Raw genomic sequence first — 26,132 nt, forward strand, 5'->3', positions numbered from 1 at the left:
CTCCTGGGGGAAGAGGGCGAGCCCACAACGCTCCTTTCGCCGCGCCGTATTTCACTGCGCCAGCCGCAGGCGGGGCGCTGGCTGTGCCCGTCAGTAGAGCAGGGGAGCGGGAGCTCAGTCCGAGGCGCGGGTGCTACCCAGAATCCAGGACAGGTACGGCGCGTGCCCCTCCGCGATGTCCACGCGCAGCACCTCCGGGACGTCGTAGGGATGCAGCTCGACGATGCGCGCGCGCAGCGGCTCGAAGAGGGCCGCGCGCGTCTTGAGGATGAGCAGGACCTCGGGCTCGTCCTGGACCTTCCCCTCCCAACGGTAGATGGAGCGCAGGCCGGGGACGATGTTGCCGCACGCGGCGAGCTGCGCTTCCACCAGCGCGCGAGCCAGCTCGGCGGCCTTGTCCGAGGTGGGGGCGGTGACGAGGACGAGGATGGCGTCAGTCATGGACACAGGATGCGTGAAGCCTCCGCCGGTCGTCGAGCGGGACGGCGGAGGCGGACGCCCGGCGCGGCGTGACTACCGTCCTGGTGTGCGCCCGCCGCCCAGCGAATGGTGCATGGGCGCGTCCATCTCCTGCCGGGTGCGGCGCCGGTCCGGCGTGTCCTTCGGCAGCTCCACGAAGGTGCACAGCTCGCACAGCCGGCTGTAGATGCGCTCGCCCACGCGCTCGCGCAGCAGCTCCGCGTCGCGCGCCGCGCCGCGCGCGTCCTCTGTGGTGCGGTAGCCCGACGGCGCCGCGCTGCGCGTGGCGCGCTTCTCCGGCTCCAGGGAGTAGTTCGTCGCGAAGAGCGTGGTGCGGCCCGCGTTGTAGCGGCGGGCAATCAGCTCATCGAGCGTCTCCATCTCGAAGGGGCTTCCGCGGCCCTTTCCCAGCTCGTCGATGGCCAGCACCTCCACCTCCGACAGGGGCCCGATGATTTCTCCGCCGCTCTTTCCCTCCTGGAAGCCGCGCCGGATGGTGGCGTAGAGCAGGGAGATTTCGACGTAGCGCCCGCGCACGCCCAACTCCAGCACCAGGTGCGCCAGGGTGGCCGCCATCAGGTGCGTCTTCCCCGTGCCCACCGGCCCGCTGAGGATGAAGCCCTTGGACGGGCCGCCCTTCACGTACTGATGGGCGAAGTGCAGCGCCACGCCGCGGCCCCGGTCCTGCGCCTCGTTGAAGGCCCGGTAGTTGTCGAAGCTCGCGTGAGACACGACGGCGGGCAGGCCCACCTCGTTGAAGCGCGCCACCCGCTTCCGCCGCTGCGTGCATACGCACGTCTCCATCACCTCGTAGCGGCGGGGGCCCATCTTCTGGCTGAACTCACCCTCCCGCTCGACCAGCACGTGGCCGCGCCCGCCGCACACCGAGCAGTGCTCGGAGCACGCGCAGATGCGCGCGTGGGCCTGCTCCCCACGGCGCTCGATGACATAGGTCCGCCCGCCGCACACACCACACGCCTCGCCATTCGCCTTTGGAGCCATCTCACGCTCCGCCATACCAGAGCCTCCCCTCGGCCGTCAGTTCACTGAACGGGCGGACAGGCGTTTCGTCCGCCTACAGCTCCTTCACGCCCAGCCGCCGCCGCACCGTCGCCAGCACCCGGAAGCGCCGGGACACCTTGCGGGCGCGCGGGGACATCACCTGTTGCTCCGCGGACGCCGCCAGGGCCTCACGCCACAGGGCGCACCTGTCCAGGAAGGGCAGGGCGCGCAGCACCAGCAGGAACGCCAGCACTTCCTGGGCGTCCATGGCCGCCGGCTCTTCCGGGACATGCGCCAGGACGGTGATGCGCAGGTTTCGCACACGGTGCGACAGTGCTTCGTTCCGCCCCGCCAGGTCCTCGAGCGCCGCGCACAGCCGCGCGTGCCGCGTCTCCTCCCAGGAGCGGGCCCGCTTGCGCCTGGGGGCGGAGGAGGAGGGTTCCTCACCCGCGCCCGCCGCCAGCTCCCGGTACTTCTTGATCTCCGACTCCACCTGCCGCCGGCACGCGCGCAGCGAGCGCAGCACCGGCTCTCCGGGCCGCGCGTCCCAGAGGGCCTTCTCCGCCGAGCGGGAGATTCCGCGCGCCACCACCTCGAAGGGAACGCCTTCCCGGGCCCAGGTCGTCAAAAGCTCGGTGTCCAGGGCGGAGAGCATCAGCCCCGCGCCACGCACCGCGAGGAAGTAGTCCTGCACCAGCTCTTCGAAGCTGGCGCTTTCGGGGAGGAGACTCATGATCCGACGCGTACTCCAGTGCGGGGAGGCCGGGCAACCGACCGTCCGTTCCCCCATACCTGGCAGGTCCGACACGGCAACTCCAGGGCGCCGATTCTCACAGCGGATCTGGAAGATTTTGAACCGACGCTCCCCGAGGAAAGCAGGCGGCCAGTCAGTGTTGACCCGCCGCGCGGAAACCGCGCATAGTGAGGGTCCCCGAATGGAAATTCCCGAAGATTCCCGGACACTTGCCTACCAGGCAGGCAACCGGGGACGCCGGTGCCCCTCTCCTAGGAAGACCATGCGCCGTTCGCTTCTCGTCTGCCTCGTCCTCCTGGCCACGGCCTCCGCCGCCCAGGAGAAGAAAGCCCCGCGCGATGCCGATCTCGGCCGGAAGTCCGCCACCGCGGTGGACAAGTCCCTGGCTGGCGACATCACCCGTGAAAAGAAGAAGGAAGAGGTCGCTCCCGCGCTCCAGTACGACCAGTTCCGGCTGGGCGTCGAGTTGCAGGTGGCCTCCAAGCGGCGCGAGCAGATCCAGTCGCTGAAGAAGATCATCTCCCTGTCGCCGGATCCGAAGGAGGCCCCCAGCCTCCTGTTCCGCCTGGGCGAGTTCTACTGGGAGGAGTCCAAGTTCTTCTTCTTCGAGGCCAACCGGAAGGATGACGACCTCATCCAGGCCATGAACCGCAACGACGCCGCGGGCCAGAAGCGGGCCAAGGCGGAGAAGGCGGAGTTCATCGCGAAGCAGAAGGAGTACGGCAAGCTCGCGGTGGAGCAGTACACGAAGATCGTCCAGGAGTACCCGGCCTTCGAGCGCACCGACGAGGTGCTCTTCTTCCTGGGCCAGTACCTCATGGAGGACGGCCAGGATCGCAAGGCGCTGGTGGCCTTCAAGCGCCTGGTGGAGAAGCACCCGAAGTCCAAGTTCATCCCGGACGCCTACTTCGCCTTCGGCGAGTACTACTTCAACAACTCCAAGGGGAAGCGCCCGGAGCTGGAGAAGGCGCTGGCGGCGTACAAGAAGGCCTCCGAGTTCCCCGAGAACCAAGTGTACGCCTTCGCCCTCTACAAGCAGGGCTGGTGCCACTACAACATGGGCGACTTCGAGTCGGCCAAGGACAAGTTCAAGACGGTGGTGCTCTACGGCGAGCTGGCCGGGGCCAACGCCGTGGAGAAGGACGGCGGCAAGAGCGGCCGCGGCTCGCTGCTGCGCGAGGCGCGCACCGACTACGTGCGGGCGTTCGCGCACGAGGGGGACGTGGGGCAGGCCCGGGCGGAGTTCGGCAAGGTGGCCACCAACCCGGAAGACCGCTTCACGATGCTGAAGCAGCTGGCCAACCTGTACTACGGCGATGGCAAGGACCGCGAGGCGGCCATCACCTATAACGGCCTCATCAAGGAGAAGCCGCTGTCCCCCGAGGCGCCTGGCTTCCAGGGCCGCATCGTCGACTGCATCCTCCGCATGGGCAACAAGGAGCGCACCGTGGTCCAGGTGCGCCGGCTCGTGAAGATCATGAAGGAGGTCGAGGGCTCCGGCGTCATCAAGGAGGACAAGGACAAGAAGCTGCTGGCGGAGGCGAAGGAGCTGTCCGAGCGCACGCTGTCCAACCTCGCCGTCACCTGGCACAACGAGGGCAAGAAGACGCGCAACGAGGAGACGTTCCGCTACGCGGACGCGGTGTACAGCGACTACCTCACGCTCTTCCCGGAGAACCCCAAGGCGTATGACCTGCGCTTCTTCTGGGCCGAGCTGCTCAACGACAACCTGCAGAAGTTCGACAAGGCCGCCGCCAACTACACGCTCGTCGTGCTCCAGGACGCCAAGGTGCTGGAGGCCAAGGACGACAAGGGCAAGCCGAAGCCGGGCAAGCCGGGCAAGTGGCTGCAGAACGCCGCCTACAACGCGGTGCTGGCCTACGACGAGGTCGTCAAGGCGGGCGAGGCGCGGGGCGAGGGCAAGGGCGAGGCGGTGGGCTCGGACATCACCAAGAAGGCCGCCATCCCCACGCTGAAGAAGGCGCTGCTCGACGCGTGCGAGCGCTACCTCAAGTACGTGCCCAAGGGTGAGAAGCGGGTGGAGATCGCCTTCAAGGCGGCCAACATCTACTACCGCCACAACCACTTCGACGAGGCGGTGCTGCGCTTCAGCGAGATCGCGCTCGGCTACCCCGAGTACAAGTTCGAGAACGGCGAGCGCGCCGCGGAGATCTCCGCCAACCTCATCCTCGACTCGTACCACCTGCTCCAGGACTACGCGAAGGTGAACGAGTGGGCGCGGCGCTTCTACGCCAACGACAAGCTGGCGGTGGGCAAGTTCCGCGACGACCTGGCGAAGCTCATCGAGCAGTCGTCCTTCAAGCTCGTCAGCCAGTTGGAGGAGAAGAAGGAGTTCGAGAAGGCCGCCGAGGCGTACCTCGCCTTCGTGAAGGACTTCCCGCAGACGGAGATCGCCGACCTGGCGCTCTACAACGCGTCCGTCGACTACTACAAGGCGAAGCGCCTGGACAAGGCCATCGAGGTGCGCAAGCGCCTGTTCGCCGAGTACCCGCGCTCCAAGCACGTGCCGGACTCCATCTACGCGAACGCGGAGGCGCTGGAGGCCATTGGCGACTTCGAGGACGCGGCGACGACATACGAGGCCTACGTGCGCGGCTACGAGCGCAGCCTGGGGGAGAAGGGCAACGCCCGGGCGCGCCGCGGCAAGAAGCGCAGGGGCGCGGCGGACGACAAGCCCGCGGTGGTGCAGAAGTGGGACGAGTCCAAGGCGCAGGTGGCGCTCTTCAACGCCGCCACCTACCGCGAGGGCCTGGGCCAGATGAAGGCCGCGCTGCGCAACCGCGAGCACTACCTGACGCTGTGGCCGCGCGCCAAGGACGCGGACGAAATCCGCCTGTCCATCATCGACCTGACGGGCAAGAGCGGCGCGGCGTTCAAGGCCATCAAGATGCTGGAGCAGTACGAGCGCGACAACATGCGCTCCCCCAGCCGGTATCTGGCCGCCGAGGGCCGCATCGTCGCCCTGTACAAGAAGATGGGCAGGTCGCGGGACGTGTCCCGCATGTACAAGCGCATCTACGAGCACTTCGACCAGCTGCCCCGCCGCGTGCAGGGTTCGCTGGAGAAGCCGGCGCTCGCCACGGCCGCGCAGGCGCAGTTCCTGTCGGTGGACCTGGACTGGAACGAGTACCGGCGCCTGAAGCTGTACTGGGGCGTGCCGCCGTCACCGAACCGCTTCAAGGCGAGCATCCAGGACAAGAGCCGCGCGCTCCAGGTGGTGGAGAAGAAGTACGTGCAGACGGTGACGCTGGGCGCGCCCGAGCCCGCCATCTGCGCGCTGCACCGCATTGGCCTGGCGTATGACCACTTCGCCGACCGCCTCACCAACGCGCCCATGCCGCGCGGCCTGGACGAGGAGTCGGAGCAGGCGCTGCGCGACGAGTTCGCCAACCAGGCGCAGCCGCTCAAGGACAAGGCGACCGAGGCGTTCTCCGCCACGGTGGCCAAGAGCCGCGAGCTGGACGTCTACAACGACTGCGCCGCGGAGAGCCTGAAGCTGCTGCGCACCACGTACCAGCCGGACCGCTACCCCGACATGCCCGAGGAGAAGGTGGCGCTGAAGGGCCGCGTGCAGCTCATTGGCGGCGACCTGCTGGCCAACATCCAGGACGTGCCGCCGCCGGCGCCCAAGGCCGCGGACGCGCAGCAGGCCCGGGCGGAGACGCTGCAGGAGGACCTGACGGACCTCACCGCGCAGCTGCGCTCGCAGACAGAGACTCAGGTGGACGCCCGCCCGGCGGACACCACCAACGGCGCCAATCCCGCGAAGCAGGGCGGGAATGACGAGGAGCCGGAGGATTTCCTCTAATGAACCGGACGATCCGCACCATGCGCCTGTTCCCCTTGTTGGCGGCTGTCTCGCTGGCCGCCGCCGGTTGTACCTCCTCCAAGGCCACCGGCTCCGCCACGGCCAAGACGGGGGATCCGAACGCCGGCAAGTCCGACGCCCCGCCGCCCATCTCCAACACGGCCAAGGCCCGCTTCGAGGACGCGCTGAAGGCGTTCGACACGCAGAAGAAGGCCAACGCCATCGACTATCCGTCGCTGGAGCGGAAGTTCCAGTCCGCGCTGGAGGCGGACGGGAACCTCGCCGAGGCCGACTACAACCTGGGGGTGCTCGCCGAGCGTCAGGGCAAGCTCACCGAGGCGCGCAACCACTACAAGACGGCGCTCACGAAGAAGCCCTCGCTGCGGCAGGCGTCGGAGAACCTGGCCGTGATGGAGCAGAACGCGGGCAACGTCGCCGGCGCGGTGGCGCTGTACCAGGAGGTGCTCCAGCGCTACCCGGATGACGCGCAGTCCCGCGCGCGGCTGGCGGAGATCTACCGGCAGCAGGGGGACCACACCAAGGCCATGGACCTGACGCGCGCCGCGCTGATGCGCGACCCGCAGTCCACCACCGCGCTGAAGGTGATGATCCGCAGCTACCTGGACCGCAAGCAGCTCGCCATGGCGAAGCTGGTGGCCCTGCGCGGCGTGAAGCTGGACGCGGCGGATCCGGAGCTCCACCATTCGGTCGGCCTCATCCTCCTGCAGGAGGGAGATGTGGACGAGGCGCGCCTGTCCTTCAAGAAGGCTCTGGAGGTGCGCGAGGACTACGTGCCGGCGCACGTGGAGCTGGCGCAGCTGGCCCTGTCCGCGGAGAACTTCCCGGCGGCCGAGCAGCACCTGCGCCGCATCCTCCAGGCGGACGGGAAGAACGCCGCCGCGCACCTGGACCTGGGCGTCGCGTACAAGGGCATGGGCCAGTTCGACAAGGCCATGCAGGAGTACGACGAGGCGGAGAAGCTCGACCCCGAGCTGGCGGCGGTGAACCTCAACCGCGCCATCATCCTCCACAAGGTGAAGGACGCGCCCGAGCGCGCCTCGGAGCTGTACCGCAAGTACATCGCCATGGCTGGCGGCGAGGTGGCGCTGCCCGCCGAGGCCCCCGTGTTCGCCCTGCTGCGCGAGGTGGAGGTCATCGTCAACGCCAAGCGCGAGGCCCAGTTCGCCGAGGAGCAGGCGAAGCAGATGGAGGAGCTGCAGAAGCAGCAGCAGGCCCAGATGCAGGCCGCGGAGAAGGCGGCCGGGACGGCGAACCCGCCCGCCACCGCCGCGACGCCGGCCTCCGGCACGGGCGCCGAGCCCCAGGTCACCCCCGCCAGCGGCAGCACGCCGCCGGCGCCCGCCCCCACGAACGGGAACTCCGGCCAGAAGAATTCAGGCTCGGCGGAACCCGGGGAGCCGGAAGACGACCTGCTGTGAAAGTTGGGACGCCCCCGAGTGCCTTCGCTGTGGCGGGGGCGCGGGGGATGATGCGAACCTTGTGTTTCCCCCTCATCCGGGGATTCGGTGTGCGAAGGGGCCTTCGGGTCCCTTCCGGGAGGCAGTGATGCGGAAGGCGTTGATGCTGTGTGCGGTGCTCGCGGTGACGCCCGCCCTGGCTCAGGACGAGGGCTCCAACCCGGGTGGTCCAGGGGAGGGCAATGTGCGCTACTCCAAGACGACCAACATCGACTTCGAGGACGACACCATCGAAGGCGACCTCACGAAGCCGGATGGCGAGTACATCGAAGCGCGTGACCGGGTGCAGCACTCGAACCTCATCCGCATCCGCGAGGACTTCGAGGACAAGGTGATGCAGTCCGTGGGCGAGCTGTAGCCAGCGCCACACCGCGGCGGGAACCCACCGCCGCGCGCGTTGTCTGACGCCGTACCCACTTTACGTTGGAGCCCCCATGGCCGTTCCTCTGACACTCAAGGTCTTCAAGGGCGACTCGCTGGTCGCCTCCAAGGACTACGAGCGCGACATCATCAAGATTGGCCGTCTCTCCTCGGCGCACCTGTGCCTGGAGGACGAGAAGGTCAGCCGCATCCACTCCGTCATCGAGGTCGCCGGCGACGGCGCCATGTCCATCATCGACATGGGCAGCGTCGAGGGTACGTACGTCAACGGCAAGCGCGTCACCAAGGGGCTGCTGTCCTTCGGTGATGAAATCCGGGTGGGTGGCACCACCATCCGCCTGGAGAACCCGGCCGCGGTGGCCGCGGTGAACCTGGCGGCCGCGGCGGCCAGCACGGAGGTGGTGACGGAGAAGAACCCCGTCATCGCCGCGCCGGCGCCGGCCGAGGGCCTTGCTCAGGCCGCGGTGGCCGCTCCAGTCGCGGGTGCCATCGACCCGTCCTTCGCCGCCACCCAGCAGAACGCGGTGGCAGCCCCCGCCGAGCCCGCGCCGGCCCCAGTCGTGGCCGCGCCAGAGGACGCCGCGCCGCGCGTGCGGAAGGTGCGCCGCACGAAGTCCAGCGGTCCACTGGGCGTGAGCCTGCGCTTCGCCTGGGGTGACCAGCGCGTGGGCGAGTTCTTCATGGCCCCGGGCGTGAAGCGGGCCTTCGTCGTCGGCAGCGCCGCCGGCGTGAACTTCGTCATGGGCGACTCCCGCCTGGGCGGCCCGAAGTTCGAGGCGGTGCGCTCGGACGGCCAGTCCTTCACCGTGCGCTTCACCGCGAAGATGAAGGGTGAGCTCACCCGCAAGGGGGAGACGCTGGACCTGAAGGCGGTCATCGAGTCCGGCAAGGCCTCGCATGAGGGTGACGCGTACACGCTCACGCTGGACGCGGATGACTTCCTCTGGGTGGACCTGGGCGGCGTGACGCTCGAGGTGGCCTTCCAGGCCGTGCCCAAGCGCGTCGTGGTGCCGCTGGGCGAGTCCATGGACTACACCGCGCTCAACATCTTCCTGGTGCTGTTCTTCATCGCGACGGCGTTCGTCATCTCCGCGATGAACCGCACGGGCGAAGGGGACGAGTACGCGGACGAGCTGTCGGCCGACAACGCCCGCATCGCGAAGCTCATCATCAAGCCGCCGGAGACGCAGAAGAACAAGTTCCTCGAGCGCCTCAACCAGCAGAAGGAGAAGAAGAAGAGCGGGGAGATGGCGGCGAAGAACCGCGGCGACGAAGGCCAGATGGGCAAGAAGGACGCGCCCAAGACCAACAGCCGCACCGCCCCCAAGGGCGACCCGAGCAAGAAGGACGAGGCGCGCGCGCTGACCGCGAAAATCTTCGGCGGCGGCAAGGGCGGAATCTCCACGGTCTTCGGCAAGAGCGGCCTGGGGGGGGACTTGAAGAGCGCCATGGGCAACATGTTCGGCGCCAAGGCGGGCAACTCGGGCGGCTTCGGCGGTATGGGGCTGCGCGGCTCGGGCGGCGGCGGCGGCGGCACGGGTGACACCATCGGCATTGGCGGCATCGGCACCAAGGGCCGTGGCGGCGGCACCGGCACCTACGGCAGCGGCGTGGGCGTGCTGGGCGGCAAGCAGAGCGTTGACGTGGGCATCACCTCGTCCGACCCGGAGGTCATGGGCTCGCTGGACAAGGAGCTCATCCGCCAGGTCATCCACAGAAACCGCGGGCAGATCCGCTACTGCTTCGAAAGCCTCCTCAACCGCTTCCCGAAGCTGGGCGGCAAGGTGGCGGTGAAGTTCGTCATCGCGGGCAATGGCACGGTCGCCTCGTCGTCGGTGGCGCAGTCCACGGCGGGCAACGCGGCGCTGGAGACGTGCGTGGCCGGCCGCGTTCGCACCTGGAAGTTCCCCGAGCCGAAGGGCGGCGGCGTGGTGGTCGTCACGTATCCGTTCATCTTCAAGCAGTCCGGCGAATAGCGCCGGGTGGCCTTTCTCCGGGTGGGCAGGCCTGAAGAGGGGCTGCCCACCGCGCCTTTCCCCGGCTCCCTCTCCCCCGCGGGGGCCGGGCCAACGTCAGGACCGCATGAAAGCCCTCGCCTCACTTGCCCTGTGCGCCTCGTTCGTCCTCCCCACGTTCGCGAGCGCCCAGCAGCCCACCACTGCCCAGGGCGACCGCCCGGCTGTCACGTTCGATGAAATCGAGCGGGGCATCTACTTCGCGGTGCTCGGTGGGCCCCTGTTCATCACCAACCCGCCGGCGGCCGAAGGCACGCCGCGTCCGTTCTCCTCCGGGCCCATGGCGCAGGTGGAGGTGGGCGTGGACCTGGGCGAGCGCGTGTCCGTGGGCCTGTTCCTCATGGGCTCGAGCGTGCGCACGAGCGCCCAGTATGTGGGCAACTCCGGCGGCGCGGTGTCAGGTGACTTCTCCTCCCTGATCCCCGGCGCGGTGCTGCGAGCCCGCCTGGTGGGGTTCGCTGACAGTCAGGAAGTGAAGCGCACCTGGTTCTATGTCCGCGCGGGTGCTGGCTACGCGATGTTTTCGCCGGAGCGGCTTCTCCCCGATTCCGACATTCTTGTGTTTGCCGGGCCCGGAGTGGAGTACTACACACGGCTGCGCCACTTTTCCGTAGGGCTCGAGGTGACGGGGCAGTACCTCGTCTCCGGGGGCTCGTTCGGGTTCGCGGTGGCGCCGAACATTCGCTACGCGTTCTAGCGGGAGAAAGACGTGCCTCAGGAGAATGGAAGCGGTGGGCCGCGCCCGGGTGGGCGTGGTCGTGACGGGGGTGCACCGGGCCAGGGTCCTCGCCGTGACGGACCGGGTGGTGGTTTTGGCGGTCGTGGTGGCCCAGGACGTGGCGACGGCCGTGGGCGTGGAGACGGCCGTGGACGCGGGCGCGATGAGGGCCCCGTGGGCCCCGGTCAGCGCGTCATCTCCGAGCTGAGCATCCTGGAGAAGGCGCTCTCAAAGACGGATTTCGGTGCGGAGAAGGCGCCACTGCAGGCCATTGTCCGCTCGCTGCGGCCCATGCGGCTGAAGTCGCTGGATGACCTGGACCTGAACACGCGTGGCCGGCTCATCACCACGCTGCTGCGCGTGCAGCGCCAGCCGAAGCCGGCCGCCCCCGAGGCGCCCGCCGCCGCGGAGGCTGCTGCTCCCGCCGAGGCCCCGGCCCCGGTGGAGGCCGCCGTGCCCGCCGAGGGTGAGGCGCCCGCCGAGGCACCTGCCCCCGCCGAGGGTGAGGCCACGGAGGCGGCTGCTCCCGCGGAGGCTGGTGCTCCCGCGGAGGCGGCTGCTCCCGCCGTGGACCCGGCGCGCGAGAAGTTCGAGGCGTGGACGGAAGTCATCTTCCTGGTCGGTCAGGCCTGGCGTGCCGCGGGTGATGCCGAGCGCGCGGAGGCGGCCTTCGCGACCAGCGGCCGTCAGCCCGGCCCCGAGGTCGAGGAGCCCGTCGCGGCGCCTCGCTCCGAGGAGCGCCGTGAGCGTGGCGACCGTCCCGAGCGCCGTGAGCGTGGCGCTCGTCCCGAGCGCGGTGAGCGTGCTGCTTCGGGTGAGCGTCCGGAGCGCCGCGAGCGGCCCGCCCGGGGTGAGCGTCCGGAGCGCGGCGAGCGCCCGGAGCGTGGCGAGCGTCCGCTCCCGGAGCTGACGGGCACCTGGGACGAGCAGGCGAAGCAGCTGGAGACCATGGGCCGCACCCGCGACGCGGGCCGGTTGCATGAGCGCAACAACTCCTTCGCGGAGGCGGCTCGCCTCTTCGAGACGGGTGGCGACCTCAAGAGCGCCCTGCGCAACGCCCTGGCCGGGAGCGACAACGACACGGCCCGCCGTCTGGTGGGCACGCTGCCGCCGGATCAGCTCGCGCCCACGCTGGAGAAGGCCGGTGCCTACGAGCTCCTCATGGAGCACTTCGTCGGCAAGGGTGATTTCGAGAACGTGGCCCGCCTCTACGAGCGCGCCCGCCAGTTCGACCAGGCGGCGCTCGCCTACGAGCGCTCCGGGAAGCTCACCCTGGCGCGCAAGTCGTACGAGCGCGCGCGGGACGTCGCCAGCGCCAACCGCATCCGTGGGCTCGAGGTGAAGAGCCTGGTGGAGCGGGGTGATCGGCTGGGTGCCGCCACCCTGCTGGCGGCCGTGGGCCAGCGCCGCGAGGCGGTGGAGGTCCTCAACCCGCTGCCTCCGCCCAAGGCCTTCCACTTCATGCAGCGGCTGAAGCTGGACGACGAGGCGAAGGAGCTGGCGCAGAAGGAGCTGGCCCGGGCCGAGCAGGAGCAGAAGCCGGCCGGCCGCGCCCGGTGGCTGGAGCTGCTGGGTGACCTCGCCGCCGCCGCCGAGGCGTGGGAGGGCGCTGGCCGCAAGGACAAGGCGCTCCCGCTGCACGAGAAGCTTGGCAACCTGCCTCGCGCCGCTCAGCTCGCGGAGGAGCTGCAGCAGCGTGACAAGGCCGTAGCCCTCTACACCCAGCTCAACGACAGCGCGGGTGTGGAGCGCGCGAAGGCGCTCCCGGAGACGGCCGCACCTGCCGTGGCCCCCGCGGCGGATGCGGCGGACGAAAGCGAGGGTGGCGAGACGCCGCCGGACGCTCCCTCGGCCGGGTAGCGAGAAGGCCAATGATTCCCGCCGTTTGGCGGGTTTTACACGATTGCTCGGGGGCGCTGGCGACCGGTAGAGTTCCGGTCACTGGCGCCCTCGCTGCTTTTTCTTTCCATTCCAAGGCCCGCCCCTCCATGCAACAGCCCACGCCCTCGTCGCGTCCCACGCTGCGCGTGTCCGATGACCGCACCTTCGTCGAAACCGAAGCGGCCCTCGACAAGGCCGGCCGTGTCGAGGAGTTGATTCGCCTCTACGAGGGGCGCTCGCGCGATGTCGTCTCCGACGAAGCGGTGCGCCTGCTGTGCCGCGCCGCGGAGCTCGCGCATGATCGGCAGCGCAACACGCAGCGCGCGGAGGAGTTGCTCAAGCGCGCGTTGCTGGTGGCGAAGGATCCGCTCCCCGCGCTGCGAGGTCTCAAGCGACTGCACGAGTCGCGGCAGGACGGCGCCGCGCTGGCGGACGTCCTGGAGCGTCTGGGCGCCGCCACTCAGGGCGAGGAGTGCGCGGGCCACTATCTGAAGGCCGCGGACGTCTACGAGCAGAAGCTGTTCCGGCGCGACCGCGCGGTGCTGTGCCTGCAGCGTGCGGCGCGCGCGAAGCCGGACCGTGCCACCTTCCGGCGCGTGCGTCAGGTGCTGTTGTCGGAGGAGCGCTTCCAGCCGGCCTTCGAGGCCTTGGAGCGCGAGCGCGCGGCGCTGGGTGACGCGGGAATGGCGGAGGAGTACGCCGCGCTCGCCGAGCGGCTGGTGGACGACCCCACCGAGCATGAACTGGCGCAGCGGGTGGTGGACGTTGCCCGTGCGTTGGAGCCGCAGAACGCGCGGCTGGAGAAGACCGCGCGCTCGTTGCAGCGCTTCGAGCAGACGTGGCGTGACCGCGTGCGGATGCTGCGCAGCATGTCGCTGGAAGAGCGCGACCGGAAGAGCGCGGCGCGCCTGTCGCTGCTCGTGGCGAAGCTCTTCGCCTGGTACGACCCGGGCGCGGCGGCGAAGGTGAAGGAGGCGCTGGACCGCTGCTTCCTGCTGTGGCCGGGAATGCCCGAAGGCCTGTCGCTCATCGAGAAGCTGACGCTGCGCTCGGGCGGCGATTTCGCTCCGGCGATCGCGCAGATTGAAGCGATGGCGGGCGAGGTGAAGGACCGCAGCGCGCAGGTGGACCTGTGGCTGCGCGTGGGCACGCTGCGCCTCGGCCGGATGAACGACGCGGACGGCGCGCTGGCGGCCTTCGAGAAGGCCGTGGCGGCGGACGCGTCCCGCGCGGACGCGGCCAGCCTGACGGCCGAGCAGCTCCTGGAGAAGGGCCGGGCTCCGGAAGCCGTCGCGGTGCTGGAGCGCTACCTGGGCACGGTGAAGGACCGCTCCACCCAGGCGGGCATGCGGCTGCGGTTGGCGGACCTGTTCCTGACGCAGCTCAAGGACGCGGACGCCGCGCGCGAGCACCTGGAAGCGGCGCTGAAGCTGGACCCCACGCAGGCGTTGGCGGCGTTCCAGTTGGCGCGGCTGTTGGCCGAGGACGACGAGCTGGAAGCCGTGGTGCCGCTGCTGGACCTGGCGCTGCTGGCGCCGCGTCCGCGCCCGGAGCGGGTGGCCTTCTGCGAAGCGCTCGCGCTGATGTTCGAGGAGAAGGACGACGCGCGCGGGGCCTTCGAGGTGCTGTCGCGCGCCCTGGAGCTGGAGCCGGGCCGTCCGCTGCTGCTGGGCACGGTGGTGGAGCACGCGGAGAAGGCCCAGGCGCAGCCCGCGCTGGCGCTGGCGCTGCAACGCGCGGCGGAGGCGGCGCCGGTGGCGGAGGTCGCGGCGACCATCTGGCGGCAGCTGGCCCAGCTGCTCCAGGGCCCCCTGGCGGACCCGTCGCGCGCGGAGGCCGCCTGGCGAGAGGTGCTGTCGCGTATCCCGGGTGACGCGGCCGCGGCGGAGGCGGTGAAGTCGCTGCAGGCGGCCGCGGCGCGCGCGGACGACCCGAAGGCACGGCTGGAGGCGGACGTGGCCCGGCGCGAGGCGGCCGGCGCGGCGCCCGAGGAGCTGGAGCCGTTGGCTCGCCAGTGGGTGCAGCTCGCGCCGGAGGATGCGGCGGGCGTGCAGCGGCTGCAGGCGCTGTGCGTGGCCCTGTCGAAGTTCGACGAGGCGGCGGCGCTCGCGGGGCGGCTGGCGGGCCTGGCGGAGACGCAGCTGGAGCGCAACGAGTGGACGGCGCGTCAGGCGAAGCTGTACGCGGAGCGGTTGGGGCGTCAGGAGGATGCGACGGACCTGTTCCTCGGGCTGCTCGCCGAGAACGTCTCCACCGGCGTGGTGGTGGGGGGCCTGGAGCGGCTGGCGGCGGCGGGCGTCCGCACGGCGGAGGTGACGGAGGCGCTGGCGGCGCACTACGGCCGCAGCGGCGACCACCAGCGGCAGGTGGCGGCGCTCCAGCAGCAGCTGGAGGTGACGACGGAGCCCGTGGCCCGCAAGCGCCTCTTCTCGTTGCTGGCCAGCATTCATGAGAAGCAGCTCGCGGACAGCCGCGCGGCCTTCGACGTCCAGGTGCGCGCGCTGCGCGAGGACGCGAAGGACGAGGGGGCTCGCGCGGAGGCGCTGCGACTGGCCAGGGATTTGTCCGCGCACGCGGAGCTGGGGCGGGTGCTGCGCACGCAGGCCTCCGAGTCCGAGGACCCCTCGGTGGCAGTGCCGCTGCTGCTCGAGGCCGCGAGCCTGGCGGAAGAGGGCGCGCTCGCCGCGGAGGCCATCGCGGCGCTGGAAGCGGCGGTGGGCCGCGCGCCCGAGTCGAACGCGGTGCTGCAGCGGCTGGTTCGGCTGTACGGGCGCGCGGGCCGTTCCGCGGACGCGGAAGGACTGCTGCGCAAGCGCATCCAGGGCGCGCGTGGGCAGGAGCGGCTGGAGCTGCTGCTTCAGTTGGTGGATCTCAACACGGAGCTGGGCCGTGATGCCCAGGCGGCCGAGGCGCTGCAGTCCGCGCTCTCGCACGGCGCCGAGGAAGGCCGGCATCTGCCGCGCCTGGCGGAGTTGTACGAGAAGGCCGGCCGTACGCGCGAGCTGGGAGACACGCTGGCGCGGATGATTGCGCTGGCCGAGTCCGCGGGTGACGCGGACAAGGTGGCGCGGCTGAAGCTGCGTCGCGCGCATTTGCTGCAGGAGTCGCAGGACGGCAGCGCGGAGGCGGTGCAGAGCTACGCGGACATCCTGCTCCAGCGTCCCACGGACCCGGATGCGCTGGCGGCGCTGGAGGCCATGCTCGCCTCGGGCCCGTCGCGCGAGGCGGCGGCGCGTGTGCTGGTGCCCGCCTTCGAGCGCAGCAAGGAACACCGCAAGCTGGTGGCCACGCTGGACGTGTTGGCGGAAGTGGCGAAGGACGACACCGCGCGGGTGCAGTCGCTGCGGCAGGCGGCGCAGGTGCACCTGACGCATTTGCGACAGCCGGAGCTGGCCTTCGCGGCGCTGGCGCGCGCGTTGCGCCTGGCGCCCGGTGACGCGGGGCTGCGCTCATCGGCGCGGCAGGCGGCGGAGGACGCGGACTCGCTGGACAGCTACGCGGAGATCATCGCGGAGCTTGCGGAGGAGGGGAACGTCGGCTCCGCGCGGCTGGCGCTGCTGCGCGAGCTGGCCGAGGTGCAGGAGAAGAAGCTGGACGACAAGGCCGGCGCGGTGAAGGCGCTGCGCGACCTGCTGGCCATCGAGCCGGGCAGCCTGGACTGCCTGCGCGCCCTTCAGCGACTGCACCGGGCGGGAGAGGAGTGGGCGGCGCTCGCCGAGGTGCTGGAGAAGCTGGCCGCGGCATCGCCGGAGCCCGCCGAGCAGCTGGCCTTCCTGCGCGAGGCGGCGCTGCTGCACGAGACGAAGTTGATGGACAAGGAGAGCGCCGCGGACGCCTGGCGCGTCATCGCGGAGCGCGACCCGGCGAGCCGTGAAGCCGCGGCGACCCTGGACCGGCTCTACACCGAGAGTGGCCGTCACTCCGACCTGGCCTGGGCGCTGGCGCTGCGCCGCAACCAGGAAGGGCAGAGCCCGCAGGGGCGTGAAGTCTCCTTCCGGCTGGCGGAGCTCCAGCGCACGGTCCTGGACGACCCGAACGCGGCGCTGGGCCTCTATCGAAAGATACTCGCCGAAGACTCGGGACATCCCGGTGCGCGCGCGGCGCTCGAGGCCTGGGTGATGGCGGCGGTGCCCGCGAGCGGCGCGGCGCTGGAGGTGCTGGACCCGGTGCTGGTGCAGGTGGGCGACCACGCCCGCAGGGTGGCCCTGCGTGAAGCGCGGATGACTTCCGCGCTCACCGTGGAGAAGATTCTCCTCTCGGGAGAGATTCGCCGCATCTACGAGCGCGACATGCTCCAGCCCTCGTTGGCGTTCATGTCCGCGGTGAAGTCCTTCGCGCAGGGGCTGGACCGGGAAGGCGTGCAGCCGGACCTGGAGCGGCTGGCGCGCGAGACGGGCTCGCACGAGGTGCTGGCTGAAATCTACGAGACGGCGGCGACGGAGCTGAACGCGGGAGACCCCGCGGCGCTGGATTTGCTGCGGCGCTCGGCGGAGGTGCGCGAGTCGCTGGACCAGCCGGAAGAGGCCGCGCGGCTGTGGAAGAGCCTGCTGGCGGATGCGCCCCAGGACCGGCAGGCGCTGGAGGCCCTCTCGCGCCTGTACGAGAAGGGACAGAACGCCAAGAGCCTGTCCGAGGTCTACACGCGTCAGGCGCAGCTCGCCACCGACCCGGAAGAGCGCGTGGGGCTGCTCCTCAAGGCGGGCGAGGCTCACGCGAACGCGGGGGAAGACGCGAAGGGCATCGAGACGTATCGCTCCGCGCTGGCGCTCCGGAAGGTGCCAGAGGGATTGCTCGCGCTGGAGAAGCTCTACGCGAAGTCGCGGCGTTTCGTGGAGCAGGCGGATGTGCTGGACCAGCTTGCGGAGGGCTCCTCGGATGAAGGCGCACGGCGCAACTGGCTGCTGAAGCGCGCCCAGCTCCTGGAGAAGGAAGTGGGGCCGGTGGAGTCGCTGCCGGTGTACCGGCGCCTGCTGGAGCTGGCGCCCGGGGACGGCCAGGTGGTGGCGGGCCTGGAGCGGCTGATGGCGCACGATGCGCCTCGCGCCGAAGCGGCGCGCCTGCTGGAGCCCGTCTACCGTGGCGTCAACGACACCCGGAAGCTGGTGGACGTGCTCGAGGTGCTGCTGCCGGGCGTGGCGCCCGAGCGGCGGTTGGAGCACCTCCAGGAGATTGCCACCCTGCGCGAGGCGCTGGGGCAGACGTCGCTCGCCTTCGTCGCACGCCTGCGCGCCTTCAACGAGGCGCCGCGGGAAGCCTCGGTGCGCGATGAGCTGGAGCGGCTGGCCGCTGACTCCGGTGCCTTCGAGGAAGTGGCCGCGGCTTACGAGGACCAACTGGAGCGCGGCGCGCAGGAGCCCCTCGCGGGTGACTTGTGGCGGCGGCTGGCGGGCATCTACGACAACCGCCTCAAGCGCTATGACCTGGCCGTCCGTGCGATGGAGGAGCTGTCGCGCGGGGACCCGAAGAACAAGTCGGTGCTGGACGCCATCGCCCGGGTCCATCGCCGCACGGGCGCGCACCGCGAGCTGGCGCTCGTCATGCGCCGTCAGGTGGCGGCCGAGACGAACGCGTCCTCACAGGTGAACCTGCTCTTCGAGCTGGCGCACCTGGCCGAGGAGACGCTGGCGGACAAGTCGCTGGCGGCGCAGTCATACCGGGAAATCCTTGGCCTGCGGCCGGAGAACACCAACGCGCTGAAGCTGCTGGGGCGGGTGCTGGCGGAGATGGAGCGCTGGCCGGAGCTGGCGCAGCACATCGAGCGGGAGATCCAGCTCGCCGACGAGCGCGGCGCCCAGGAGGAGGCGTCTGACCTGCGCGTGCGCCTGGGCCGGCTCAAGGTGTCGCGCCTGGATGACCCGCGCGGCGCGCTGGAGCTGTACCAGTCGGTGCTGACGCGCCGGGCGGGCCACGCTGGAGCGGTCGGCGCGCTGGAGGAGATGGCGCGCTCGGAGAGCCCGCTGCGTGGCGCCGCGGCGAGCGCGCTGGAGCCCATCTTCGCCTCGGTGGGCAACCACCTGAAGCAGGTGGAGATGCTGGAGTCGCGCGCCTCGGCGGAGGCGGTGCCGCAGGAGCGCGCCGTGCTGCTGCGCCGCATCGCGGAAATCTACGCGGGCTCGCTGGAGAACGCGGAGATGGGCTTCCTGGCCGCCACGCGCGCGCTGCGCGAGCTGCCGGATGACCTGCGCTCGCTGGAGCTGTGCGTCGCGCTGGTGGACAAGGCGGAGGCGCCCGAGGAGCTGGCCGCCATCCTGTCGGAGGTCGTGGGCAAGGCGGGAGACACCGCCCGCGCCGAGCTGTACCGCGCGCTGGCCCGCATCCAGACGGACCTGGGCGAACCCGCGGAGGCGCTGGCGTCGTGGAAGCGCGTGCTGGAGCTGCGGCCCACGGACATCGAGGCGCTGGATGGCACGGTGCGGCTGGTGGCGTCGCAGGGCAAGCCCACGGAGCTGCTGGAGGTGCTGCGCCGGCAGCTCTCGGTGGCGGAGGACCCGGCGCGTCGTGCAACGGTGCTCTTCCAGATGGGCACGCTGCAGGAGGAGCAGCTCCAGGACGCGCTGGGCGCGCTGGCCACCTTCCGGCGCCTGCTGGAGCTCAAGCCGGACGACCTGCCCACGCTGGAGCGCATGGAGGCGCTCTGCCAGAAGCAGGAGCGTTGGCCGGAGCTGGCGGACGCGCTGGCTCGTCGCATCGCGCTGATTCCCGCGGAGGAGGGCCTGGAGCTGAAGTTCCGTCTGGCCACCGTGCATGAGTCGCGGCTGATGGACCGCACGGGCGCGCTGGCGCTGTACGGCGAGGTGCTGTCCGTGCAGGCCAACCATGCGGGCGCGGTGGGCCGCATGGAGGCGCTGGTGGCCCGCGAGCCGCAGAACCTGCTCGCGGTGGAGACGCTGCTGCGCGCCCTTCGCGCCAGCGGCGACATTGCGCGCCTGGCGCAGGTCATCGAGACGCGCGTGGGCGTGTCGGGCGACGCGTTCGAGCGCAAGGCGCTCCTGAACGAGCTGGCCACGCTGCGTGAGTCCCAGGAGGAGTCGGAGCTGGCCTTCCTGGCCCTCTTCCGCGCCTTCAAGGAAGACCCGAACGACGCCGCGATTCGTGCCCGCCTGGAGAACTCGGCGGAGGCGTCCGGTAGCTACGACGAGCTGCTGTCCGCGTACGAAGAAGCCCTGCCGCGCGTGGCCGAGGCCGCGGACGCGGCGCAGGTCTGCCTCCGGTTGGGGCAGATGTTGGAGACGAAGCTGCGCGACTCGGACCGCGCGGTCTCCTACTACGAGCGCGCGCGCACCCTGCACCCCACGGTGCAGGAGCCGTCGCTGGTGGCGTTGGACAGGCTGTACCTCCAGCTGGAGGCCTGGCCGGAGCTGGCGGGCATCCTGGAGGCCCTGGTCGCTGGCGTGACGGAGCCCGCGGACCGGGTGGGCTACCTGTTCCGCCTGGGCCAGCTCTACCAGGAGCGGCTGGACAGCCCGGACCGCGCGGCGGGCGCCTACGAAGGCATCCTGGCGTTGGACCCGGAGCACCTCGCGTCGGCGCGGCAGCTGGAGGGGCTCTACGAGTCGGCGGGCGCTTCGGAGAAGCTCTACGGCATCCTGAAGCTCCAGGCGGAGAAGGTGTCGGGCGCCGAGCGCGACCGCGTGCTGGCGAAGATGGCGCAGGTCTCCGCCGAAGGACTGTCGGACCTGGGCCGCTCCATTGACCTGTACCGCGAACTGCTGGCGAAGAACGCGCGCAACGAGCAGGCCTTCTCCGCGCTGGAGTCGCTCTACGAGCGCGCCGACCGGCCGCAGGACCTGCGTGAGCTGCTGGAGGGCCGGCTGGCGGTGACGCTGGACCCCCGCGAGGTCGTGCGCCTCAACGAGCGCCTGGGCCGCGTCGTGTACCGCCTGCTGAAGCAGCCGGACCAGGCGGTGCCGTTCTTCAAGGCCGCGCTGGACCGGGACGCGCGTCACCGGGGCGTGCTCGACACGCTGCGCGAGCTGTACGACGAGACGGGCCAGCGGGAAGAGCTGGTGGGCGTGCTGCGCCGGCTGATTCCGCTCCAGGAGAGCAGCGACGGCGTGAAGGCGCTGCGCCTGCGTCTGGCGGAAGTCCTGGCCGGCATGGGCCGCCGCGAGGAGTCCCTGGACGCGGCCCGCCGCGCGCTGGAGGTGGAGCCGCACCAGGTCCCCGAACTGGAGCGCGTGCACGAGCTCTTCGTCTCGCTCCGTGCATGGAACGACGCGGTGCGCGCGCTGGAGCTGAAGGTGCAGGTGCACCTGCTGACGGAGGAGCGTGAGCAGGCGGTCGCCGCGTACTTCGCGGTGGCGGACCTGTGGGTGGGGCAGGGCGGCAAGCCCGAGCTGTCCTCGGGCGCGCTGGAGAAGGTGCTCGAGCTGGACCCCGCCAACCGCACCGCCTACGAGCGCGCGTGCGACCTGTACCGGACGCACAACGACTGGCGTGCGTACGCCCAGGTGACGGACCGCTACATGCCCCACCTCGTCACGGACGAGGAGAAGCTGGCCGCGCTGCGCGAGCTGGCCCGGGTGCAGGAAGCGCGGCTGGGACAGAAGGACGTGGCCTTCCTGGCGCTGTGCCGCGCGCTCCAGTTGGACGCGTCGGACGACACGCTGCGCGAGGAAGTCGAGCGGCTGGCCGACGAGACGGGCAGCCACGAGGAGCTGGCCGCCGTCTACGAGGAGGTCGCTGACGACTTGCCGCGTGGCGCCCTGGCCGAGCGGCTCTACGCGACGCTGGCGCGCGTCCACGACACGCATCTGGACGACCCGCAGGCGGCGGAAGCGGCGTTCCGGAAGATTCTCGAGTTCGACCCGACCAACGCCACCGCGCTGGATGGGCTCGCCGCGGTGTTTCAGCGGCGCGGCCGGCAGCGTGAGTACGTGGTGGCGCTGGAGCAGAAGCTGGAGGCCGCTGGCTCCATCGAGCAGCGCAAGGGCATCCTCCGCGAGATTGCCCGCGTCTGGGACGAGCAGCTGGAGGACCCCGTCGAGTCGGCCAGCGCGCTGCTGCGTGCATTGGAGCTCGAGCCCGACGCGGAGACGCTCGGCGTGCTCACCGCGCTGTACCGCCGTCAGCGCTCATGGCCGGACGTGGCGTCCACGCTGCTCCGGGCGCGGGACCTGGCGGACAGCATCGAGGAGCGCGCGCGCATCCAGGTGGAGGTGGCGGGCGTCTACGAGCGTGACCTCGGCGACGACGAGTCGGCGGTGGCCGCGTACCGGCAGGCGCTGGAGCTGGACCCCGTCAACCGCGAGGCGCTGGAGTCGCTGGAGCGGCTCCACACGCGGTTGGACCACCCGGCGGACCTGCTCGCCATCTACGAGCGGATGCTGGAGCTGAGCGAGGACTGGCGCGAGAAGATTCGCGTCCTCTTCCGCAGCGCGACCATCTGGGAGGACAAGTACCAGAACCCGGCGAACGCGGACGTCTGCGTGGAGAGCGTGCTCGCCATCGACCCGCAGAACGTCCAGGCCATCAAGACGCTCATCCGGCTGCGCCGGGCGCAGGCGCGGTGGGAGGACCTCATCGCGGCGTACGAGCGGCAGCTCGCGCTGGCCGTCAGCCCGCAGGAGCAGGCCGAGCTCTACGTGGACATCGGCAACGTCCAGTACCAGCAGCTCAAGGCGCTGGACCGCGCGGTGAACAACTACCACGCGGCGCTCGCGGTGGACGCCGAGTGCCGTCCGGCGCTGCACGCGCTGGGCACGATGTACGAGCGCAGCGGCAACTGGCCCTTCGCGCTGGAGATGCTGTCGAAGGAGGCGGAGCTCGCCGGGCAGTCGAAGGACGCGGTGGAGCTGTACTACCGCCTGGGGAAGATCAACGAGGACATGTTGATGGACACGGGCAGCGCCCGGACCGCCTATCAGCAGGCCCTCGCGGTGGACCCCGGCCACCTGCTCAGCATCCGCGCCCTCAAGGGCATCCAGGAGCAGGAGAAGGACTGGAGCGGCTACGAGCAGACCCTGCGCCAGGAGGCGGAGCAGACCGAGGACCCGGCCGCCAAGGGCCGCGCGCTGCTGGACGTCGCGCGCTACCACGCGGAGACGCGCGAGGACCGCGACACCGCCACCGGCTACTGGCAGGAAGCGCTGAAGCACATCCCGGACAGCCTGGAGGCGGCGCGTCCGCTGTCGGATGTGTACATCGCGCACGAGGACTGGGCGTCCGGCGAGCGGATGCTGGACATCGTCACGCGGAAGATGGCGGAGATGGCGATGGCGGAGAAGGACTCCGTCTCCGCCGCGGACCTCTGCCGTCAGCTCTACCGCCTGGGCTACGTGGCGGAGAAGCTGAGCAAGCGCGACAAGGCGCTGAGCTGCTACGAGAAGGCCTACGAGCTGGACGCGACGTACCTGCCCGCGCTGGAGGGCTACGGCAACCTGCTGGTGCAGACGCGCCGCTACGAAGGCGCGCTCAAGGTCTTCCAGACCATCCTCATCCACCACCGCGAGGAGCTGACGGACCTGGAGGTGGTGGAGGTGTACTGGCAGCTCGGCGACATCCACGCCGCGCTGAGCCAGACGGACCGCGCGCAGAACCACTTCGAGAAGGCGCTGGCCATCGACCCGGGCCACGAGCCGACGCTGCGCGCGTTGGTGTCGCTCCTGGAGAAGCAGGGCCAGTACGAGAAGTCCGCGGAGCTGCGGCAGCAGCTGGTGGGCGTGCTGGAGGGCGAGGCCCGCGCGAAGGTGGGCCTGGAGCTGGGCCGCATCGCGCGTGACGAGCTGCACGACCCGTACATGGCCATTGACGCCTTCACCAACGCGCTCAAGTCCCAGCCGGACGCGCCGGAGGTGATGGACCAGCTCTACGTGCTGCTGCGTGAGACGCGGCAGGGTCAGAAGGCTGCGGACGTGCTGGCGCGCATGCTCGCGCTCCCCGCGCTGGGCCTGGAGCCGCACAAGGCCAAGCGCGTCTGGTTCGCGCTGGGCGAGCTGCGTCGCGATGACTTGAAGGACGTGGAGGGCGCCACCGAGGCATTCAACGCCGCCCTGGACCTGGACCCTCGCTTCGTGGAGGCCTTCAGCGCGCTGGAGGCGATGCTCGGCGCGGCGCGCCAGTGGAAGCAGTTGGAGGAGAACTACACGAAGATGCTGGGCCGGCTGCCCAAGACGCCGGAGACGCACGTTGCGCGCATGGCGCTGTGGCGCGCGCTCGGCGACCTGTACCTCCAGGTGCTCAAGCACCCGGAGGGCGCGGTGGCCGCCTACGGCGTGGCCGCCAAGGGCCTGCCCGACGACGCGGCGGTGCAGGAGGCCTTCGCGGACCTCGCTGGACAGATGCCGGGCCGGGAGGACGAAGCCATCGCCGCGCTGCGCCGCGCGCTGCCGAACACGGCGGACCCGCGCAAGGTGGTGGGCGCGCTGGTGCGGCTGTCCGCGCTGCGCAAGAACTACGACGGCGCCTGGCTCGCGGCGCAGGCGGTGTCCGGCCTGCTGGGCGAGGCTGGGGAGGATGAGCAGGAGATCCTCACCAAGCTGGGGCCCTACGCGAAGAACAAGGAGAAGGTGGAGCCGCGGCCGCTGAACGACCAGCTCTGGCACAACCACCTGTTCCACCCGAAGGCGCGCGGTCCGCTGGCGGAGCTGCTGGGCCTGCTCTTCACGAAGGTGGGGCACCTGTACGCGGTGCCGTCGCAGCAGTACCAACTGGTGCCCAAGCGCCACCGCATCGACGTGGCCAGCGCGCCCGAGTACCACGTCCACCACTACCGGTACGTGGCGCGCGTGTTGGGCATGGAGGCGGTGGAGCTGTACTCGCCCTTCCTCGTGGCCACGCGCGAGCGGATGGCGAAGCGCTCCAACGAGCCGGCGCCCGAGCCGCTCATCAACGTGGAGCTGCTCCAGACACACCCGGCCTCGCTGCGGGTGGGTGGGAAGTACTTCGCGGAGCAGGGCCAGAAGGAGGTCTATTACCGCCTGGGCCGCACCCTGGCGCTCGCGCGCTCCGAGCTGGCCTTCAGCCAGCGCGTGGCCCCCGAGCGGCTGGAGGCCATCCTCCAGGCGGCGCTGAGCCTCGTCGTGGGCAACGTGCGCATCGCGGAGGCGCAGCACCTGGTGGAGCCGGAGCGTCGGCTGCTGGAGCGGAGCCTCAACGAGCCGGACCGCGCGGCGCTGGCGAAGGCGGCGCGTGCCTGGCTGCCCACCGCGACGCCGCAGGCCGTGCGGCAGTACCTGGAGGGCGCGGAGCTCACCGCGGCGCGAGCGGGGCTGCTGGCGGCGGGTGAGATGGAGCCGGTGCGCCGCATGGTGCAGGGCGAGACGGGCTCCGCCTTCCGCGTCCCGGTGCGCACCAAGCTGCGGGAACTGTTGGTGTTCGCCACCTCCGAGGACCTGCACGAGCTGCGCGTCGCCGTGGGTACGCACGTGGAGGTGCAGGTGCGCAGGGAGGGACACAGACCCTGACGTGGGGTTCGTGCGTTACAAGGCAGGCGGGCGGACTTGGCTCCGAACCTTGACCCCTCCGGCTGCCACTTCTACGATTCAGGCGGGATTTCTCCCGTCATTTCCGAGGCTTACGGGAACGATGCGTTTCGTCTGCGACAGTTGCCGCGCGCAGTACATGATCAGCGACGACAAGATTGGCCCCAAGGGGGTCAAGGTTCGTTGCAAGAAGTGCGGCCACACCATCACCGTGCGTCCCGCTGGTGCGACGGCCGCGAAGGACTCCGCGCCTGAGTCCTCGACCTCCGAGGCCTCCGCCTCGACTGACGCGGGCAAGGGGAGTGACGCGCCCGCCGCCACGATGCCGGCGACGTTGGGCACGCCGCCCGAAGGCGGCCTCTTCACCGACGTGGAAGAGGACGAGATTGGCGCCGTCTTCGACCAGGTGCTGAGCTCTGGCACGCAGAAGATTCCCACCGACGCCGCGAACGAAGCCGCCGCGCGCGAAGCGTCCGCGGAGAACGTGCGCAAGCTGGCCGAAGCGGAGGCCGAGCCGGACACGGAAGAGGCCAAGGCCAACGCGGCGGCGCACGAGTGGTACGTGGCCATCGACGAGAAGCAGGTCGGCCCCTTCAACGTCGAGAAGGTCAAGGACCTGTGGGACCGCGGCGAGGTGGGGCCGGACAGCCTCTGCTGGCGCTCGGGCTTCAGTGATTGGATTCCGTTGTCGGAGACGGCGGAGCTGGCGTCGGTGCTGGCGCCGCGGCCCTCCAAGCCCGTCATCGTCGCGCCCGAGCCCGTGTCCGGCTCGACGCCCACGGTGTCCTCCGGCCCCGTGCAGTCCGCCTTCAGCGCGGGCAAGGGAGCGCGGGGGGATTCCGGACCTGCGAGCGCGTCCGAGGAAGCCGTGGGCTGGAAGCCGTCCGCGGCCAGCGTGCTGGCCTCGCTGGTGAAGGAAGAGAACGACGCGCTGTCGAAGCCGCCTCCGACGCCCGCGCCCGCGCTGGGCCGGGAGCCGGTGTCGCAGTCGCGACTGCTGGACGTGCCCATGCCGCCGCCGGAGCCGGTGTCCTCGCCGTCCCTGCGGGGCGTCGAAGCGCCGATGGCGCAGCCCATGGCCGCGCCCATGGCGTATGGGCAGCAGCCCGTGCAGCAGTATCAGCAGCCGGCGCCCATGGCGTATGGGCATCAGCCCGGGCCCCAGTACGCGCAGCCCATGCCCGCCCCGTACC

Annotated in this window: 12 protein-coding genes; 9 read left to right on the forward strand and 3 right to left on the reverse strand. The window is 70.6% G+C overall.

Annotated elements, in window-relative coordinates; genetic code table 11:
- Nucleotides 1-114: 114 nt before the first annotated feature.
- The 3 genes from cutA to HV824_RS16490 all read right to left on the reverse strand — a co-directional run bounded on the left by cutA (nucleotide 115) and on the right by HV824_RS16490 (nucleotide 2,194).
- Nucleotides 115-441, reverse strand: coding sequence for a divalent-cation tolerance protein CutA (cutA, locus tag HV824_RS16480; RefSeq protein ID WP_176423702.1), 327 nt, complete (start codon nucleotides 439-441; stop codon nucleotides 115-117).
- Between the two features lie 72 nt (nucleotides 442-513).
- Nucleotides 514-1,476, reverse strand: coding sequence for an ATP-binding protein (locus tag HV824_RS16485; RefSeq protein WP_176416494.1), 963 nt, complete (start codon nucleotides 1,474-1,476; stop codon nucleotides 514-516).
- A 58-nt stretch (nucleotides 1,477-1,534) separates the two neighbouring features.
- A complete protein-coding gene (locus tag HV824_RS16490) occupies nucleotides 1,535-2,194 on the reverse strand; it encodes a hypothetical protein (RefSeq protein ID WP_176408960.1) in 660 nt (219 codons plus the stop codon).
- A 283-nt stretch (nucleotides 2,195-2,477) separates the two neighbouring features.
- Between HV824_RS16490 and HV824_RS16495 the strand changes: the two genes are divergently transcribed.
- The 9 genes from HV824_RS16495 to gltJ form a co-directional block, all read left to right on the forward strand.
- Nucleotides 2,478-6,044, forward strand: a complete 3,567-nt coding sequence (locus tag HV824_RS16495) for a tetratricopeptide repeat protein (RefSeq protein WP_176423703.1) — start codon at nucleotides 2,478-2,480, stop codon at nucleotides 6,042-6,044.
- Nucleotides 6,044-7,483: an adventurous gliding motility TPR repeat lipoprotein GltE gene (gene gltE / locus HV824_RS16500; protein WP_176423704.1), complete on the forward strand. Its 1,440-nt coding sequence runs from the start codon at nucleotides 6,044-6,046 to the stop codon at nucleotides 7,481-7,483. Before HV824_RS16495 ends, gltE begins: the two co-directional genes overlap by 1 nt.
- Nucleotides 7,484-7,610: 127 nt before the next feature.
- Entirely contained in the window at nucleotides 7,611-7,880 is a 270-nt protein-coding gene (cglF, locus tag HV824_RS16505) for an adventurous gliding motility protein CglF (RefSeq protein ID WP_176416497.1), read from the forward strand.
- Nucleotides 7,881-7,956: 76 nt separating this feature from the next.
- On the forward strand, nucleotides 7,957-9,879 hold the full coding sequence (gene gltG, locus HV824_RS16510) for an adventurous gliding motility protein GltG (protein WP_176416498.1): 1,923 nt from the start codon (nucleotides 7,957-7,959) through the stop codon (nucleotides 9,877-9,879).
- Between the two features lie 106 nt (nucleotides 9,880-9,985).
- Complete coding sequence (gene cglE / locus HV824_RS16515; RefSeq protein WP_176416499.1) at nucleotides 9,986-10,615, forward strand: adventurous gliding motility protein CglE; 630 nt, start codon at nucleotides 9,986-9,988, stop codon at nucleotides 10,613-10,615.
- A gap of 25 nt (nucleotides 10,616-10,640) precedes the next feature.
- The gene (locus HV824_RS16520) at nucleotides 10,641-10,844 is read left to right on the forward strand and encodes a hypothetical protein (protein ID WP_176416500.1); all 204 of its coding nucleotides are present in this window, start codon (nucleotides 10,641-10,643) and stop codon (nucleotides 10,842-10,844) included.
- A complete protein-coding gene (locus tag HV824_RS16525) occupies nucleotides 10,811-12,496 on the forward strand; it encodes a DEAD/DEAH box helicase (RefSeq protein WP_176416501.1) in 1,686 nt (561 codons plus the stop codon). The genes HV824_RS16520 and HV824_RS16525 overlap by 34 nt, the downstream gene beginning before the upstream one ends.
- A gap of 128 nt (nucleotides 12,497-12,624) precedes the next feature.
- On the forward strand, nucleotides 12,625-24,921 hold the full coding sequence (locus HV824_RS16530) for a tetratricopeptide repeat protein (protein ID WP_176423705.1): 12,297 nt from the start codon (nucleotides 12,625-12,627) through the stop codon (nucleotides 24,919-24,921).
- A gap of 121 nt (nucleotides 24,922-25,042) precedes the next feature.
- On the forward strand, nucleotides 25,043-26,132 hold a 1,090-nt coding region (gene gltJ / locus HV824_RS16535; protein ID WP_176423706.1), incomplete at its 3' end, for an adventurous gliding motility protein GltJ.

This window comes from Myxococcus sp. AM009 (assembly GCF_013372605.1).
Lineage (GTDB): Bacteria > Myxococcota > Myxococcia > Myxococcales > Myxococcaceae > Myxococcus > Myxococcus vastator.

Coding starts and splice junctions, on each gene's coding strand:
- cutA (WP_176423702.1), bottom strand. CDS start 441: ATGACTGACGCCATCCTCGTCCTCGTCACCGCCCCCACCTCGGACAAG.
- HV824_RS16485 (WP_176416494.1), bottom strand. CDS start 1,476: ATGGCGGAGCGTGAGATGGCTCCAAAGGCGAATGGCGAGGCGTGTGGT.
- HV824_RS16490 (WP_176408960.1), bottom strand. CDS start 2,194: ATGAGTCTCCTCCCCGAAAGCGCCAGCTTCGAAGAGCTGGTGCAGGAC.
- HV824_RS16495 (WP_176423703.1), top strand. CDS start 2,478: ATGCGCCGTTCGCTTCTCGTCTGCCTCGTCCTCCTGGCCACGGCCTCC.
- gltE (WP_176423704.1), top strand. CDS start 6,044: ATGAACCGGACGATCCGCACCATGCGCCTGTTCCCCTTGTTGGCGGCT.
- cglF (WP_176416497.1), top strand. CDS start 7,611: ATGCGGAAGGCGTTGATGCTGTGTGCGGTGCTCGCGGTGACGCCCGCC.
- gltG (WP_176416498.1), top strand. CDS start 7,957: ATGGCCGTTCCTCTGACACTCAAGGTCTTCAAGGGCGACTCGCTGGTC.
- cglE (WP_176416499.1), top strand. CDS start 9,986: ATGAAAGCCCTCGCCTCACTTGCCCTGTGCGCCTCGTTCGTCCTCCCC.
- HV824_RS16520 (WP_176416500.1), top strand. CDS start 10,641: ATGGAAGCGGTGGGCCGCGCCCGGGTGGGCGTGGTCGTGACGGGGGTG.
- HV824_RS16530 (WP_176423705.1), top strand. CDS start 12,625: ATGCAACAGCCCACGCCCTCGTCGCGTCCCACGCTGCGCGTGTCCGAT.